Origin of the sequence: Chryseobacterium defluvii, from assembly GCF_014204415.1 — a bacterium.
GTDB lineage: Bacteria > Bacteroidota > Bacteroidia > Flavobacteriales > Weeksellaceae > Chryseobacterium > Chryseobacterium defluvii_A.
This window is the reverse complement of the sequence record NZ_JACHLE010000002.1, coordinates 561,545-575,486: the sequence shown is the minus strand read 5'-3', so window position 1 is coordinate 575,486 and position 13,942 is coordinate 561,545. Positions and strand designations below refer to the sequence as shown.

Annotated in this window: 18 protein-coding genes; 3 read left to right on the top strand and 15 right to left on the bottom strand. The window is 38.7% G+C overall.

The window, feature by feature from the left end:
- Positions 1-27: 27 nt before the first annotated feature.
- The 15 genes from HNP38_RS11125 to HNP38_RS11050 all read right to left on the bottom strand — a co-directional run bounded on the left by HNP38_RS11125 (position 28) and on the right by HNP38_RS11050 (position 10,858).
- Entirely contained in the window at positions 28-762 is a 735-nt protein-coding gene (locus HNP38_RS11125) for a metallophosphoesterase (protein ID WP_184189437.1), read from the bottom strand.
- A 3-nt stretch (positions 763-765) separates the two neighbouring features.
- On the bottom strand, positions 766-1,308 hold the full coding sequence (locus HNP38_RS11120) for an RNA 2'-phosphotransferase (protein ID WP_184189435.1): 543 nt from the start codon (positions 1,306-1,308) through the stop codon (positions 766-768).
- Positions 1,309-1,502: 194 nt separating this feature from the next.
- Positions 1,503-1,991 carry a hypothetical protein gene (locus HNP38_RS11115; protein WP_184189433.1) on the bottom strand — a complete coding sequence of 163 codons (489 nt, stop codon included), beginning with the start codon at positions 1,989-1,991 and terminating at the stop codon, positions 1,503-1,505.
- Between the two features lie 4 nt (positions 1,992-1,995).
- Positions 1,996-2,964 (bottom strand): ADP-ribosylglycohydrolase family protein, encoded by a 969-nt coding sequence (locus HNP38_RS11110; protein WP_184189431.1) that lies wholly within the window; start codon positions 2,962-2,964, stop codon positions 1,996-1,998.
- Entirely contained in the window at positions 2,964-3,647 is a 684-nt protein-coding gene (locus tag HNP38_RS11105; protein WP_184189430.1) for an SIR2 family NAD-dependent protein deacylase, read from the bottom strand. Before HNP38_RS11105 ends, HNP38_RS11110 begins: the two co-directional genes overlap by 1 nt.
- Positions 3,648-3,650: 3 nt before the next feature.
- Entirely contained in the window at positions 3,651-4,166 is a 516-nt protein-coding gene (locus HNP38_RS11100; protein ID WP_184189428.1) for an O-acetyl-ADP-ribose deacetylase, read from the bottom strand.
- Entirely contained in the window at positions 4,150-4,797 is a 648-nt protein-coding gene (locus HNP38_RS11095; protein ID WP_184189425.1) for a DUF4291 domain-containing protein, read from the bottom strand. The genes HNP38_RS11100 and HNP38_RS11095 overlap by 17 nt, the downstream gene beginning before the upstream one ends.
- Positions 4,794-6,026 (bottom strand): TIGR02452 family protein, encoded by a 1,233-nt coding sequence (locus HNP38_RS11090; RefSeq protein ID WP_228461039.1) that lies wholly within the window; start codon positions 6,024-6,026, stop codon positions 4,794-4,796. The genes HNP38_RS11095 and HNP38_RS11090 overlap by 4 nt, the downstream gene beginning before the upstream one ends.
- A 3-nt stretch (positions 6,027-6,029) precedes the next feature.
- Complete coding sequence (locus tag HNP38_RS11080) at positions 6,030-6,434, bottom strand: hypothetical protein (RefSeq protein ID WP_184189423.1); 405 nt, start codon at positions 6,432-6,434, stop codon at positions 6,030-6,032.
- A gap of 20 nt (positions 6,435-6,454) precedes the next feature.
- Complete coding sequence (locus HNP38_RS11075; RefSeq protein ID WP_184189421.1) at positions 6,455-7,525, bottom strand: adenylosuccinate synthetase; 1,071 nt, start codon at positions 7,523-7,525, stop codon at positions 6,455-6,457.
- 3 nt (positions 7,526-7,528) lie between these two features.
- Positions 7,529-8,383: a hypothetical protein gene (locus HNP38_RS11070; protein WP_184189419.1), complete on the bottom strand. Its 855-nt coding sequence runs from the start codon at positions 8,381-8,383 to the stop codon at positions 7,529-7,531.
- 2 nt (positions 8,384-8,385) lie between these two features.
- Positions 8,386-8,721, bottom strand: a complete 336-nt coding sequence (locus HNP38_RS11065) for a hypothetical protein (RefSeq protein ID WP_184189417.1) — start codon at positions 8,719-8,721, stop codon at positions 8,386-8,388.
- Positions 8,722-8,791: 70 nt separating this feature from the next.
- Positions 8,792-9,340 carry a 2OG-Fe(II) oxygenase gene (locus HNP38_RS11060; protein WP_184189415.1) on the bottom strand — a complete coding sequence of 183 codons (549 nt, stop codon included), beginning with the start codon at positions 9,338-9,340 and terminating at the stop codon, positions 8,792-8,794.
- Positions 9,341-9,362: 22 nt separating this feature from the next.
- Positions 9,363-9,905, bottom strand: coding sequence for an NADAR family protein (locus HNP38_RS11055; RefSeq protein WP_184189413.1), 543 nt, complete (start codon positions 9,903-9,905; stop codon positions 9,363-9,365).
- A 275-nt stretch (positions 9,906-10,180) separates the two neighbouring features.
- Entirely contained in the window at positions 10,181-10,858 is a 678-nt protein-coding gene (locus HNP38_RS11050; RefSeq protein WP_184189411.1) for an NUDIX hydrolase, read from the bottom strand.
- A gap of 132 nt (positions 10,859-10,990) precedes the next feature.
- Between HNP38_RS11050 and HNP38_RS11045 the strand changes: the two genes are divergently transcribed.
- From HNP38_RS11045 to HNP38_RS11035, 3 genes are all read left to right on the top strand, one after another.
- On the top strand, positions 10,991-11,632 hold the full coding sequence (locus tag HNP38_RS11045; RefSeq protein ID WP_184189409.1) for a DUF1579 domain-containing protein: 642 nt from the start codon (positions 10,991-10,993) through the stop codon (positions 11,630-11,632).
- 167 nt (positions 11,633-11,799) lie between these two features.
- The gene (locus tag HNP38_RS11040; protein ID WP_184189406.1) at positions 11,800-13,665 is read left to right on the top strand and encodes a hypothetical protein; all 1,866 of its coding nucleotides are present in this window, start codon (positions 11,800-11,802) and stop codon (positions 13,663-13,665) included.
- 47 nt (positions 13,666-13,712) lie between these two features.
- Positions 13,713-13,925, top strand: a complete 213-nt coding sequence (locus HNP38_RS11035; RefSeq protein WP_184189403.1) for a hypothetical protein — start codon at positions 13,713-13,715, stop codon at positions 13,923-13,925.
- Positions 13,926-13,942: the final 17 nt, after the last annotated feature.

Sequence of the window (13,942 nt, the reverse complement as noted above, 5' to 3'; positions counted from 1 at the left end):
TAAATTCAGGATTGAATTTTTATGGTTTTACATTCCATTTCTACCTATTTCACCGGGATATAAGGCAGGAAGCGGGTCACTCTGCCAAAATTCTTTAGTCTCCACATCCATCATTGACAGGGAGCCTGTGAAAGCAGCTCCTGTGTCCATATTCCAGATGTTGGCTTTATTTAATGGTGATGTTATGCCCAAATGCAGTGTAGGGGTATGTCCGATAAAGATCTCTTGATAAAGAAGTAATCTTTTTGGATATAGTTCTGAATTTTTAGACAACTTTTTATCCATAGCAACTGCAGTTTCCCACAGGGTCCTATCCCACCGGTAGTTGCTGGAGTACATTTCTTTTTCCGGGCCGTGCATGGAAGAGTATCCGGCATGAATGAACAGCCGGTTTTCCTCATCTGTATAATAGTTTTTCATTCTTTGGAAAAATTCCAGGTGTATTTCCATATTTTCTAAAGAATATTCTGAATAGCTGTCGACCGTGCTTTTCCCTCCATTGAAAAGCCACACCTCTTCTCCTTTCCCGAAGGAAAGCCAGTCTTCGCACCATGCATCATGATTTCCTTTGATGAAAATGCATTCCTGTTTTTCGGAAAGCCCGATCAAAAATTGTATTACCCGGGAAGACTCACTCCATCCGTCTACATAATCTCCTAAAAAGATCAGCTTATCGTCTTGGGTAACTTTTGCCTTATCCAAGAGCTGCTCAAGAGCTCTATACCCACCGTGAATGTCTCCTACTACTAATGTTCTTTTCATTTTTTATTTCGAAATATACTTTACCTCCACAAAATCCGTCAGCCAGACTCCGTTCTCGGAAAGATAGAACTTCATTCCTTCTTCAAACATCGCTCCTGTCCTTACGGTGAGGTTAACAGGTTTTCCATGTCGCATTCCTACCTTAGTTGCAGTTTCTTTATCACTGCTTAAATGGACGTGTTGCCGGCTTCTTTTTTCAATTCCTTTTTCCAAAATGGAAGGGATATTGGCTTCTGCCGTACCATGATAAAGAAATTCCGGAGGCTGCAGTGCTGCCAGAGACAAATCAACATCAATGGAATGTCCCTGGCTTGCCCTGATCATGGTTTTCTCTCCATTAAAAGCAAACCGCTTTTTGTTATTGGTCTCTACGACCTCATCTAATTCTTCAAGGGTAAAATATATTCTCTTTTTAGCACATTTCCCCATCAGCTCCACTACGTCTGCCCATCCGTTTTCATCCAGGTGCAGATTTATGGTTTCCGGCTGATGCCTCAGGATAAGGCTCAGGAATTTGCTTATTTTTTTCTTTTCTGTTTCATTCATGTTCTCGATCTGTTTAAATTTTTATTTTAAATACACTTTAGGACATATAAGCTCGATAATTAATGTTTGCAAAAAAGCTCACATAAGAGGAAAATCAAAGATTTTCATAGACTAATGTTTCCATATTGCTATCTTAAAGCATTTTACAATAATGCATAGGTGTTTCAAAATATCATGCCTTTCTATTCTATATTTTAACAATCATAATATTCCGGGGCAAAAACGACTTCGATCCCTGTCATATTAAAGATTTCCTCTGCATAGATATCGAAATCTTTGGGTCCGGATATGGATAGCTGTATCTGCCTTCCTTCATGCAGCAGCCGGATGGCAAGATAGCTGCAACCATTTCCTCTGGCCGGAAGGATATTTTCAATTTCAAAGTTTTTTATATTTGCTGCTTTAAATAATAAAGTCCTTTTTTTATTGGAAAAGCCCAGCAGATAATTTTTATAATCAACCCAGATTATGGTTTTATAGGCAATATATTTTAGGACTTCGTCTGGTGTTCTGAATGAATAGTCTTCTGAATAAAAAACCTGACAGTTTGATAGTTCCAGGTATCTGCTCACTTCTATATTTTGTTGACACTCCTGCAACGGCTCGTTCAAATCATTCTCTTCCGGTTTATCATGCTGATGTTTATTTTCTCCAAACAAAAGCCTTATTAACATTCCTATCATACTTCTAATTATTTAAAAGTTTATGTTGCAGTTTTTCACAAAGTCTTTCAATATCGTCCTTCCTCACAAGTTCGGAAATCCATTCCTGAGGAATATGATCAAATCCGTAATAAATTCCTGCAATTCCGCCGGTGATGGCTCCTGTTGTATCGGTATCTTCTCCCAGATTAACTGCCTTCAAAACAGCTTCGGAATAACTTTCTGTATTCAGGAAACACCATAATGAGGCTTCTAGGCTGTGAAGAACATAGCCGGAAGAGCTTATTTCCTCTTCCTGTAATGTATGTAACGGAGCCAAATCATATTCACCTATTTTTAATTCTAAAATCCGGTGGAATTTATCCATTTCATTCTGAGAGCAAACAGGATTATGGTCTAAAAATTCCCTAACTGTTTTCTGCATTGTCCTGTAGGCTTCCCATTTATCTTTTCTTTTCAGTATTTCCAAAGCCAACTCTAAATAAATAAAACAAGCTAAAGTAGAGCGGATATGCGCATGTGTAATAGAAGAGACAGCTTTTGTAATATCAAAGCGTTTCTCAATAGGGAAATCTTTAATATAAAATAATAATGGCATGATCCGCATTAAAGAACCGTTTCCGTTATCGAACTCTGAGCTTCCACCGCATAAAGCAGGAGAAATACCTCTGCTGATCCTATGAATAGCCTGAGATGTTGCAATGCCAATGTCAAAAACCCTCCCGTGAGGAGTCCAGATTTCTGCATTGTACCATTGTAAAAACTTTAGAGCCATATCTTCCAGATCATATCCTTTGCAAAGACTATCTGCTAGACATAAAGTCAGGGAGCCATCATCACTCCACGTTCCTGCAGGCTGATGATGTGTTCCCATTGCTCTCATTTTTGTAACGGGTGAACGTTTTAGCTGTTCTCTGCTTCTGAACTCAACGGGAACCCCCAGAGCATCGCCAATGCAAACTCCAAAGATCCCGGCTTTTACTACATTTTCCATCAGGCCATATTTACCAGTTTATCAAATAAAATTTTCATGCCCGTGGTTGCTGTTTCTTTCATCACTACAGCTCTTTTTCCATAGCCCATACTGTCATCCGGGTTGATGACGATTAATAGACAGGTATCTTTTATATCCTGTAAGAGTCCGGCAGCCGGATACACCTGTAAAGAGGTTCCTATTACAAGGAAGATATCCGCTTCTTTTGCATGCCTGGCTGCTTCCTTCATTAAAGGAACGTCTTCTCCGAACCACACAATAAATGGTCTCAGCTGTGCTCCGTCTGCTGCTTTATCCCCTATCTTTATATCTTCTTTTTGCTCGTAGATCAAATTTTTATTGTTACATGAGCATGATTTGAAGAGTTCACCGTGCAGATGTAACACTTTTGATGACCCTGCTTTTTCGTGGAGGTCGTCTATATTCTGGGTAATGATCTGAACTTCATAGTATTTTTCCAGTTCTGCCAGCAGCTTATGGGCATCATTAGGCTCAACTTCATGAAGCTGGCGGCGTCTCTGGTTATAGAATTCCAATACCAATTCCCTGTTATTTCTCCAACCCTGTGGGCTTGCCACTTCCGTTACGCTATGGTTTTCCCAAAGGCCGTTGCTGTCCCGGAAGGTTTGTATTCCGCTTTCGGCACTTATTCCTGCTCCGCTTAATATGGTTAGTTTTTTCATTTGTTATTCATTTAATAGTTTTTTGTAAATCTTCTCATTTTCTTCATCAAAGCAAACAAAAATTATTTTTTCAATAGTTTCTGTCTGAAAATTTTTTACTTCCTGAACGGCTATTTCAGCGGCCAGGTCTTTTGGAAACCTGTACACCCCCGTGCTTATGTTTGGGAAGGCGATTGTTTTTACTCCAAGACTTTCAGCAAGCTCTAATGAGTTTTTATAACAACCGGCCAGGAGCTCTGAGCATTTTTTTTCATCATTATTCCAAATAGGCCCGACTGTATGAATAACATATTTTGCAGGAAGGTTTCCTGCCGTTGTTACTACTGCTTCCCCTGTTTTACATTTTCCCTGCTTATTTCTGATCTGCCGGCATTCTTCAAGTATTTTTGGCCCTCCTGCCCGATGGATAGCTCCATCGACACCGCCTCCTCCGAGTAAAGAAGAATTGGCAGCATTTACAATAGCATCTGCATGGATTTTTGTAATGTCTCCTTTTATTAATTCAACCTTTGGTTTCATCCAGTCTTAATTTTTTGTTCAAATTTTCATCATTAAATAATAGCGGTTTTTCTTCCGGAATAAGTAAGTTTTCCAGATCATCTTTCAAAACTAGCTGATATTGTTCTTTCACGAAATCTGTAATGTCTTCTATTAAAATAATGTCTTCCTTAGCAAAGGATCGGGTAAATTCATTTCTCAATCCAATTTGTATTGCCCTTCTTTCAATTTTGTTCCCAAAGGGATCATGATCCGGATCCCATTGAAGTCTTACAGAAGACTTTTTTACCTGATCCTGCCATTCTTCTCTGGAAATTCCTAATTTTTCTCCATATGACGAGTATACTGCATTTTCCAGATACTTTTTAAATGCTTTTAATTTTAAATGAATGGCTAAAACACATTCCTGATTTTCTTTTGTTCCCCATCCGTTCCGATACATCATCCAAAGGAAATTAGGCTTAATCCATGTCATTCTTTCTATGCTGAATTTGCCCCCAAAATATTGATTATTAACCGCAAATTCCCCAATTTCTTTTTGATAAGACTGGTAAACAATAATCTTATCCTCATCATATTGAGCCATGATGTGATGCCCTTTTTCAGGCCAATTCTGTAGTTGTTCTTTATATTTCTTTAACTTAAGTTTCATTTTATTTCTTCAAATAACTTCAACATTTCTTCTTTCTTCGTCAGGATTGCAAAAACCACTCTTTTAAATTTATTTTTATATTTCCCATGAAGATGCTTTCTGAACAATTCAGCAATTTCTTTTGGATCATTCCTGAAAACTCCGCATCCCCAGGCTCCTAAAATAAGGGTTTCGTTTCCCTGATTTAAAGCCAAAGCTAACATTTTATCCATTCTTATATCCATCGCTCCGAAAATCTCCTTCACTCTTTCCGGCTCCTGTTGTTTCACAACACCTGCATTGACTGCCGCAGAAGTAATAAAGTTACAGAACACCGGCTTCGTCAATAATTCTCCTTTATCTTTCCTGAAAACCGGGACTTTCGGGCTGTAAATCATACTGTCTGTATAAAAACAGGATTTCATTCCACGGTGTGTTTTATAAAAACTTTCTGCTTCCAGCTGTGTTGCATATAGGGCAGATGTCCTAGCCAGACTCTCTTCCTGAGCTTCCGCCCCGCTTATAAAACCCCCGCCCGGGTTTTTTGCCGATGCAAAATTCAGGCACATTATTTTTTCCTGATCTTCTTCTTCAGCCAATCTTAAGATCGCTTGTAAGGAACTGCAGTTCCAGACTTCTATTTCAGTTTCAAAACGGGTTTCAGACATTTCATTGTCCGTTAATTCCGAAAGTTCTTCTGAAATGAATAATCGTGTTTCTTTTTTGCAGGTTTCAAGTTCCTTCTCTAAATCAACCTTTGTGTTTTCTGTATTTATATAATATTTTTGCGCTAAGATCTCCAATGTATCTTTTGCCATTCCTTTGTTTGTCATGGTTAATTTTTTAATGTTTGACATTAAATTTTCTATACCGGGATTTGAAGGCTCTTTAAAATGATCTCCTATGAATACTTTAACGACTTTAATATTCCCTACAATCGCCTGGTTAAAAGTTTCCAGCTTTTCTGAAGGCACCCACAATTCATTATGATTTTTTGCTCCTACATTCTGAGAAGGATATTGATCCGCTTCTTCTTCCCTCACTTCAAACTGGGTCACAAAACCCAGATAATTCCCGGACTCATCCCTCGTATTCCACTTTTCCGCGATCTCTGAGGCATATCCTTCATCCAAAACGGGATAAAAAATGGGCTGCCATTCCAAACGTGGCGGAAATTTCCTGTAATTGCTTTCTATGATTAAAGACATTTCTTTTTCTCCTACGGGTCTGTATAGTATTTTTGTATTCATGGTTCAAAGTTTAGTTTTATTCAAAGCCAGACACTTTTCAATGTTCTTTAGTGTTCCGCTTTTTCTTTTCTCATCAGAATTAAAATCAACTGCCAGAAAATGCGTACAGTTTGAAATCGCATAGTTATCCCTATCGGAGTCGGATTTAAAGGCTCCTAAAGTTTTCCAGCTCTGGGCTTTTGTTCTAAAAGTATTGACAAAATACCTGGGTCTCTCTCCGATATGAACTATGGTTACGTTTTCAGATTTATCCTTTAAATATTCCATCATCATCGTATCTGTTCCTGAAAAGTCTCCCATAATAAATTCACATTCGGAAAGATCAAGATCTTTTAATAAATCGAGATAAAACTCATGAAATTTTTCCCACGACAGGTTTCCGTTTCCAAAGACATATATTTTTTTCATCCTTATGTTTTTACAATATTTTACATCATTTTATCAAAATCTCTTGAATATGGAGAATAAGATCCATAAACTGCATCAAATTTTGTATTCAGTTTTTCTGTTTTAAATTTTTCATCTGTCTGATCCATACAGGTTACTACCAAATTCTTCTTACTGGCAAATATATAAGCTTCATCCAATTTCAAGGCATAGTTTAAAAGATCATAATCCAAATCCCCTAGCCGAAGCTGTTTCTGATATTCATTGAAAGTGCATGTTTCTTCTTCATTGTTTTTTAATATGATCTCCTTTTCATTACTCATCCATCCATTTCCGTGGCGTGTGAGGTAGCTTCTTGTTACATAATACATTTCTATATGATCAATTTTCAGCAATTTACAGATTTCATATGCATTTTTTGAGGTAGTGCTGGCATAGGTTACATGAGGAAATACACCATGATCCATGTCCAGCAGAATACCCTGGCTTCCTTCGAAAATAAGGTTGTCAAATGATTCCAGATAGCTGTAACCGGATATGTTCCAGTCTATTTGATCTATTGCTTCTATAAAATAGTGTATTTCATTCTCTATTTCATTGCCTTTAATACAACCGTAATAATTGGCTATTCCTTTTAATTTTTCTATTAGCATAGATCTTGGCCCGATCAAATCAACGGCGAATAGCTTAAATGGGCTTTCATGCCTTTTCATAGTGGCACCAATTCCTTTTCCGCAGGTTCCATGCTCCAGGTTTTTTGTGTTTTTCCTGTTGTGCCACACATCAAAAGGTGTCGTTACTTTTGCCAGCGGATGAATATGGAGTTCTACATTTCCGTTCTTTTTTCTCAGTTCTTCTCTTTCATTCAGTAAAAAAACAGGATGAATGGTGCAATGCTCGGTGAAATAAGAAGGCAGCCCGCGGAGTGCCCCGCTTGCAAAGCTTGAATGAACGTGTTTCTTATCATCAATCATCACGGTATGTGCTGCCTGCTGCCCTCCTGAAAATCTGATTACTACAGACTCAGGATTCTGATGCGCCAGAAAATCTGTGGTGATCCCTTTCCCCTCATCACCAAAACCTAAGCCTATAACTATTTGTGCGGTTCTCATCACTTAAAGCATTCGAATATTATCTGTTCCTCCTAAATCCACAAATCCCGGAGTCTCACCTTTAAATTTATTGCAAACAACTTCTTTGATCACATTGGGAACATCCCTGTAGTCTGTTATGGATAAACAGTTTTGCCCCAGCAATTCTTTCCAGCCGCGATCTGCTCTGAGTGCCTGTTCTGAATGCAAAACACTGATGTGATATACTTCATATTTTTTTTTCGCTCCTTCCAGCAATTCAGTATGGGTGTGGGTTTGCTGGCCTGTTCCCATGATCTCCCTGATGGCAGAGGCGGGAAGTGTTTTTAAGCACGGTTCGTCACCGACTGTAAACAGCAATCCTTTCTGGTTTCTTTTTTCAAAAGCATCGGTTCTGGTATGAAAGGCGGCAAAATACCACGCTAAAAGATAGCTTTCCCCTGCATTTCCGCCTCCGCCTGACTCAATGTAGGTTCTTGTAAGCCACATATCCAGTTCTTCATCTCCTGATTCAAACTGCCCTACCTGTAAAGGATAGCCGTCACACTCGTGGTCCCCGATCCCCAAAAACAAAAGTGCTGCATCCGGAACACCTCCCTGGATGATTCCGCCCATTAGTTTTGGCAGGCCTTCCTTAATAAGTTCGTGAGGAATGTGTCCCATGCTTCCGGTTACATCCAGTCCTAAAATAACAGGTACCGAATTCGGATGTACGGATGAGTCTCTTGCTTCCCTGAAAGAAATGCCTTTAGGATTCATAGATTCGTGTGCCATTCTTTTTGCATTCTGGGTGAAAATCTCACCTGCACTTTTTGATGCATAACCCATTTTTCTTGCTCTGTCAAAACGAGCATCCATATCGTATCTTGTACTTCCCATAACTAAAATTTTTTACCAAATAAATATTCAAATCTTTTTCTTGTAATTTCCAGCTGAATGTTTAAATTCCTGATCATCAATGATAATTCCATATCTTTCTGAACAAATGCTTCCGGCTGGAAATCAGCAAATGTTAAGCTGTTCTTATCTAAAGGGCTGATATCAATAAGACCTTCTTGTTCACGTTCCAGTCTTTTTATTTTTAATTCAATATCTTCAACGCATCGTCTGTATATCAGCTCGGTATCTTCACCTATTATACTGGCGCGGTCTTCCCTGATCCGGTCATTATTCCTTTGCAATGACTCTATGAATCTTGGTTTTAATTCTCCTTTCATATTCTTAAATTTATTTGTGTTGTTTTTACACTAATTTGAAGATGCATAGTTTATCATGACGCTTCCAAAGCTATTTTACAGTATACATAACATCTGTTCGTAAAACATGCTTTGTCCCGCTTATGAGGGTCTTTCCCTCATGCCTTAAAGGATGATAGAAGACCAATGCAGAGCCCTTTTTCGGAGTTATTGTGAACAGGTTTTCAAATTCTGTTTCCCCGCCTTCAAAATTATCATTCAGGTAGATCAGAAATGTATAGAAACTTTTTTCCCTCTCGCTTCTGATAAAGCTCCCGTCCCTGTGCATTTTGAATCGTTGTCCAGGAGAATATCTGTAAACCCTGAACATTTCATTAAAACCCGATACCTGATAGTTTTCGTGAATCTGAGGCAGGAAATCAAAGGCTTTTTGAAAAAGGCCTATTGCCTGTTGATCATCAAAGATCATAAGCCTGTCGTTATTTCTGACCCCTTTATTCATGAGCTGCCTCCCATTCATATTGATCTTTGCCTCCTCAAAAACCCTATCCTGAGACATTACCAGATATTTCTCACATTCCGGATGGGTCAGGAAATCTTCAATTAAAAATACCTGTGGGTGTAAGTCTATTTTTTTCATGATCCTATTTTGGTTTTTCGGTTTATCTTTTCAATTCATCTCTTACTTCCATCAGGGCAAATCCCAAGAGATTCTCACCATTCCATTCGAGAGGATTTTCTGCTTTCGGATTATTTTCCAGCATTCCTATTCCCCATACCTTATCATACGGGCTGGCTTCTACAAGGATCTTATTTTCTGTAGACAAAAGGAAATCCCTGAGCTTCTGATTCTGTGAGAATTTTAAAAGATTTCCTTTTCTTACAATTTCATATTTATGCTCATCCCAAAGCTGATTATCAAAATTCTTTACCTTTCTTCCCAGTTTCTTGACCATATCAGGATCATTTGATTTTAGGATTTCATTACATATTATATCATCATCAAATAATCTGGCCTTCCCTGCCATCATGTAATGCTCTGCCGTCTTATAGGAAATCCCGTTTTCTTCAAACTCACAAGTAAACCACTGGCTGAAGCAGGATTTTGTGATTTCGTCTTTTGCGGTATGTCCCCAGAAAAACAGAAATTCAGTTTCTTTTTCTTGCTGAAATCTTTTAATTATATTCTCAAGTGTGTATTTCATAATTGTGTTATTTTTACACAAATTTAAATGAATATCTTTTTACTGTGCAAATTTATTTGTGTGTTTTTTACACTAATATATTTAATTGATTGATTTACAGATAGAAAAATATTCCTTCTTCTTATCAAGAATCTCATTTCAGAACATCTATGAAGAAAGATGAATACTGAATTTTACTTCATATGAAATTATAAAGCAGCCTGATTGATCTCTGCCTAAAGTGTTCAATCCTATTCAAATACCCTTTATGGCTTTTTGAGGTAAAGCAAAAGGTTTTATTTGATCTCGAAATAGAATCCCTGCTCTTCAAGCTTTTTATATTTCTCCTGATTGAAGGTAAAGAGCTTGCCGGGCCTCCCGCTGCCTTCCTTCTTAACATTATTGGTTTCATTGAGAAGTCCGTAACTCATAATCTTTTTACGGAAGTTCCTGCGGTCTATTTCCTGTCCCACAATAGTTTTATAAAGATTTTCAAGGTCTGAAAAGGGAAATTCCTCATTGAGAAGATTGAAGCCGATCGGCTGATACTGAATTTTGGTACGCAGTCTTTTTAATGCAGTGTCTATAATAATCTGATGGTCGAAAGCCGGTTTTGGAAGTTTGTTCACACTGAACCATTGGGCATCTTCTGCATCGGAATCGGCAAAGAGCTCATGATAGGATGGGTTTACCAGCCCCAGATAAGCGACAGAAACTACCCTGTTCCTTGGATCCCTCCCTACATTCCCGAATGTATAAAGCTGTTCCAGAAAATCAGGTTTTATGCCAGCCTCTTCATACAGCTCCCTTTTTACCGCATCATCCAGGTTTTCTTCATCTAAAACCAAACCTCCCGGAAGTGCCCAGCCTCCTTTGAAGGGATCAATTTTTCTTTTGATCAGCAGGACCTGCAGATCTTTTTTATCAAAATATCCGAAAATAACAGCGTCTACCGCAACTTTAATATTCTGCATTTTAATTTGCGTTATGATTACACAAAATTAACGCTTTTGATTGATAAATTATAACATTAAAAAATAATTCATGCCATAATAAATTTTCCTACCTTTAAGTTTTAATTATAACTAACTTAAAACTAAACTATTATGAAAAACTTATTCTTCGCAGCATGTACGGCATTTTTATTTATTGCCTGTGACAAAGTAAAGGTCGATGTAAAAAGTACGGACAAAACAGACTCTATAGCAGCCGATTCTGAATGGAAGCCCGTAGATTCTGCCACAGCAACAAAAGCCTGGATGGAATTTGCCACCCCGGGAGATATGCACAAAATGCTGGCAAAATCTGACGGAACCTGGACCGGTGAAAATACAACATGGATGGAAGAAGGCGGACAGCCTCTTAAAAGCACATCAGAATGCACCAATAAAATGATGTTTGACAACCGTTATCAGATAAGTAATCACAAAGGAGATTTTATGGGAATGCCTTTTGAAGGGATGAGCATTACAGGCTATGATAATGCCAAAAAGAAATTCATAAGCACCTGGATCGATAATATGGGAACCGGAATCATGTATATGGAAGGTGAATGGAACGCGGCTAAAAAAGCTATTGAATTCAAAGGTAAAATGACAGATCCTTCCCGACCGGGTAAAGACTGCGATGTAAGGGAAATTTATACATTCATTGATGACAATAATCAAAAGCTTGAAATGTTTGGCCCGGGCTCTAAAACGGGGAAAGAGGTCAAAACAATGGAGATCAAGTTCACTCGAAAAAAATAAAATACACCGCTTCAGATGAAGCGGTTTTTTTGTAAAAAAAGGGAAAAACACCTGAAAGAAACGGTGATTTTACTTGTTGATTTTTTGATAGTTATATTCAACTTTGGTATCAATAAAGGATACAGCCGAAAACCTTAAAGAGTAGGCATAATCTAATTGCTAAAACCATGAATTATATTATCAAAGGAAATCTTGTTGCTTATTTGTGCAGAGACAGAGATTGTTCAGAATACCTTAGCCAGGTAAAAGTACGTATTTACCTTCCTGAAAATGAAACTAATATTGAAGCTGTTTCATCCGCTGAAATAAAGGATACCTTCAGAGAAGTTACGGAAGATGAGATCAATGCCAAGCATCGCAGGCTGGTTGCAGAAACAGAAACAGAAGTCAACGGGGCTTTTTCTGTGGAAATTGATGAAAAATACTCCCGTTCCGCACTGGAAATAGACTTTTACTGCGGATCTGTTCCCCAGCCTCCTTTGCCTCCTAAAAAGGGAAAAGCCAGACAGTTTCATATCACTACCTTTGCTCCTCAGTGGGAGATCACCGGAGAACAGCAGGAATATACTGCCGACTTTTCCTATATCATTCCTGACAAATGGTGGTGCCTGATCAAAGGACAATATTTTGATGTATGGACTATCTGTGGAAAACTAACAGATTGCAAAACCGGTAAACCATTAGCCGGAATTAAGGTCATTGCAATGGATGCCGATTTTATCACAGACGATGAACTGGGCAGCAATACCACGGACAGCAACGGGCATTTTAAGATCTATTATACTTCCGCCGATTTTAAAAAGACCTTCCTGTCCCCGGTCATTAATGTGGAAACTGATGTTCTTCCTCCGTTTGCAAGCGGCCCGGATGTATACTTTCACATAGAATATGAAGGACAGCGTTTTGCCTTAGAGACAAAAGATGACCGCCGTAATAATGTAGGATACTGCCTGTGCGTTAAGCTTTGCTCTAAAGAGCTCATTCCTGTAGATCCGTCTATTCCGCCTTCTTTTACGCATTTCGGGATCACTCAGCGTATCCCTATCGAGGCAGGGATAGATCTGGCAACAGGAAAAACAACAGACAAATACGCCTTTTTCTCCTCTGTAAATCTGGTAGGAACGATCAGCAAACAGATCAATACCAAGCCTATGGAATATCTTTTCGAGTATCAGGAAGTAGCTGATCCTTCAGATGCTTTAAATCCTGTGGGATGGAGCCCTGTAGAACCTAATATGATTGATAAGACCATTATCGGGTACTTATGGACGTATGTAGGAGGCCCCAATCCGATCCAATATGAGCCTTATTATATTAACGGAACGGGAACTGAAAAAACCGTTACCTTCAATGGAAACTGGATAAAGGTGCCTCAGGATCCCAAATTTGCAGCCCATGTAGATGCGGAAATCCTTAAGCTTAATACTGAAAAGCTTACGGGAGTACTTTCTATAGATATGAGTATGCCAACATCAGGTATAGGAAGTTCAACCATATCTGCAGCCAGACCGCATGCTTCCAACAGGTATTTTGCCATCCGTATGAAACAGAGAGAAGACGGCGAGCCTGATACAGAAGCCATCGCCGGAACATCTAAACCGATCGCCATATTCAATGTGCTTTACCAGAATGTCAATAAGCATGGGAGTTGGGCACCTGCCACGGTAAACGACCAGAGAATTGCATTATCTGTAGATCTTGAAGAAATTATTTCGGGAAGCAGCGGATGCAGCAAAATTACGACAGACCTGCATGTGAAATACGGGGCAAGGAATGAAAATCTGGACAATGTAAGCCTTTCCATTACCGGACCGCACAAACCCGGACAAAGCTTTGGATTCAATCCGATCATTCCTATGCCTTCTCCTGAAACATATGGTACAACGCAGCTGGTATTTACCCCTCCTACGGATACCGTGGCAGATCTTCTGCCTTGTGCTTACACTGTTTCTATTTCAGCTACGGCATTGCTTACTACAGGAGACGGTAACCTTAGCTCATATCACGACCTTGTATCTTTCTGTAAAATATAAATGCAACTCAATCTTATAGAAAAAACATAACCAAAAAAACTAATACCATGAAAACTTTATTAAAAGTCATTATAGTGATCATCATCATTATTGGCGGAGTAATCATCATTATCGTAGGGAAAAAACCTTTCCCTGAACCTGAATGCATCGTATGCGGACTCAACCTCGTAAGAATTCTGGGCATTGCCGAAGTCATCCTCGGATTGGGAGCTCTGGCTATACAGGGGAATTTAATTGAAAAACAACAAAGAAATCTCTAAAAAAAAGACCGGAACAA

What these genes read in the sequence shown, in the direction of transcription:
- HNP38_RS11060 (WP_184189415.1), bottom strand. Translation starts at nt 9,340, where the DNA reads ATGAAAAAAATAGACTTACACCCACAGGTATTTTTAATTGAAGATTTC.
- HNP38_RS11120 (WP_184189435.1), bottom strand. Translation starts at nt 1,308, where the DNA reads ATGAATGAAACAGAAAAGAAAAAAATAAGCAAATTCCTGAGCCTTATC.
- HNP38_RS11115 (WP_184189433.1), bottom strand. Translation starts at nt 1,991, where the DNA reads ATGATAGGAATGTTAATAAGGCTTTTGTTTGGAGAAAATAAACATCAG.
- HNP38_RS11050 (WP_184189411.1), bottom strand. Translation starts at nt 10,858, where the DNA reads ATGCAGAATATTAAAGTTGCGGTAGACGCTGTTATTTTCGGATATTTT.
- HNP38_RS11125 (WP_184189437.1), bottom strand. Translation starts at nt 762, where the DNA reads ATGAAAAGAACATTAGTAGTAGGAGACATTCACGGTGGGTATAGAGCT.
- HNP38_RS11075 (WP_184189421.1), bottom strand. Translation starts at nt 7,525, where the DNA reads ATGAGAACCGCACAAATAGTTATAGGCTTAGGTTTTGGTGATGAGGGG.
- HNP38_RS11090 (WP_228461039.1), bottom strand. Translation starts at nt 6,026, where the DNA reads ATGAATACAAAAATACTATACAGACCCGTAGGAGAAAAAGAAATGTCT.
- HNP38_RS11070 (WP_184189419.1), bottom strand. Translation starts at nt 8,383, where the DNA reads ATGGGAAGTACAAGATACGATATGGATGCTCGTTTTGACAGAGCAAGA.
- HNP38_RS11105 (WP_184189430.1), bottom strand. Translation starts at nt 3,647, where the DNA reads ATGAAAAAACTAACCATATTAAGCGGAGCAGGAATAAGTGCCGAAAGC.
- HNP38_RS11100 (WP_184189428.1), bottom strand. Translation starts at nt 4,166, where the DNA reads ATGAAACCAAAGGTTGAATTAATAAAAGGAGACATTACAAAAATCCAT.
- HNP38_RS11110 (WP_184189431.1), bottom strand. Translation starts at nt 2,964, where the DNA reads ATGGAAAATGTAGTAAAAGCCGGGATCTTTGGAGTTTGCATTGGCGAT.
- HNP38_RS11035 (WP_184189403.1), top strand. Translation starts at nt 13,713, where the DNA reads ATGAAAACTTTATTAAAAGTCATTATAGTGATCATCATCATTATTGGC.
- HNP38_RS11065 (WP_184189417.1), bottom strand. Translation starts at nt 8,721, where the DNA reads ATGAAAGGAGAATTAAAACCAAGATTCATAGAGTCATTGCAAAGGAAT.
- HNP38_RS11080 (WP_184189423.1), bottom strand. Translation starts at nt 6,434, where the DNA reads ATGAAAAAAATATATGTCTTTGGAAACGGAAACCTGTCGTGGGAAAAA.
- HNP38_RS11095 (WP_184189425.1), bottom strand. Translation starts at nt 4,797, where the DNA reads ATGAAACTTAAGTTAAAGAAATATAAAGAACAACTACAGAATTGGCCT.
- HNP38_RS11055 (WP_184189413.1), bottom strand. Translation starts at nt 9,905, where the DNA reads ATGAAATACACACTTGAGAATATAATTAAAAGATTTCAGCAAGAAAAA.
- HNP38_RS11045 (WP_184189409.1), top strand. Translation starts at nt 10,991, where the DNA reads ATGAAAAACTTATTCTTCGCAGCATGTACGGCATTTTTATTTATTGCC.
- HNP38_RS11040 (WP_184189406.1), top strand. Translation starts at nt 11,800, where the DNA reads ATGAATTATATTATCAAAGGAAATCTTGTTGCTTATTTGTGCAGAGAC.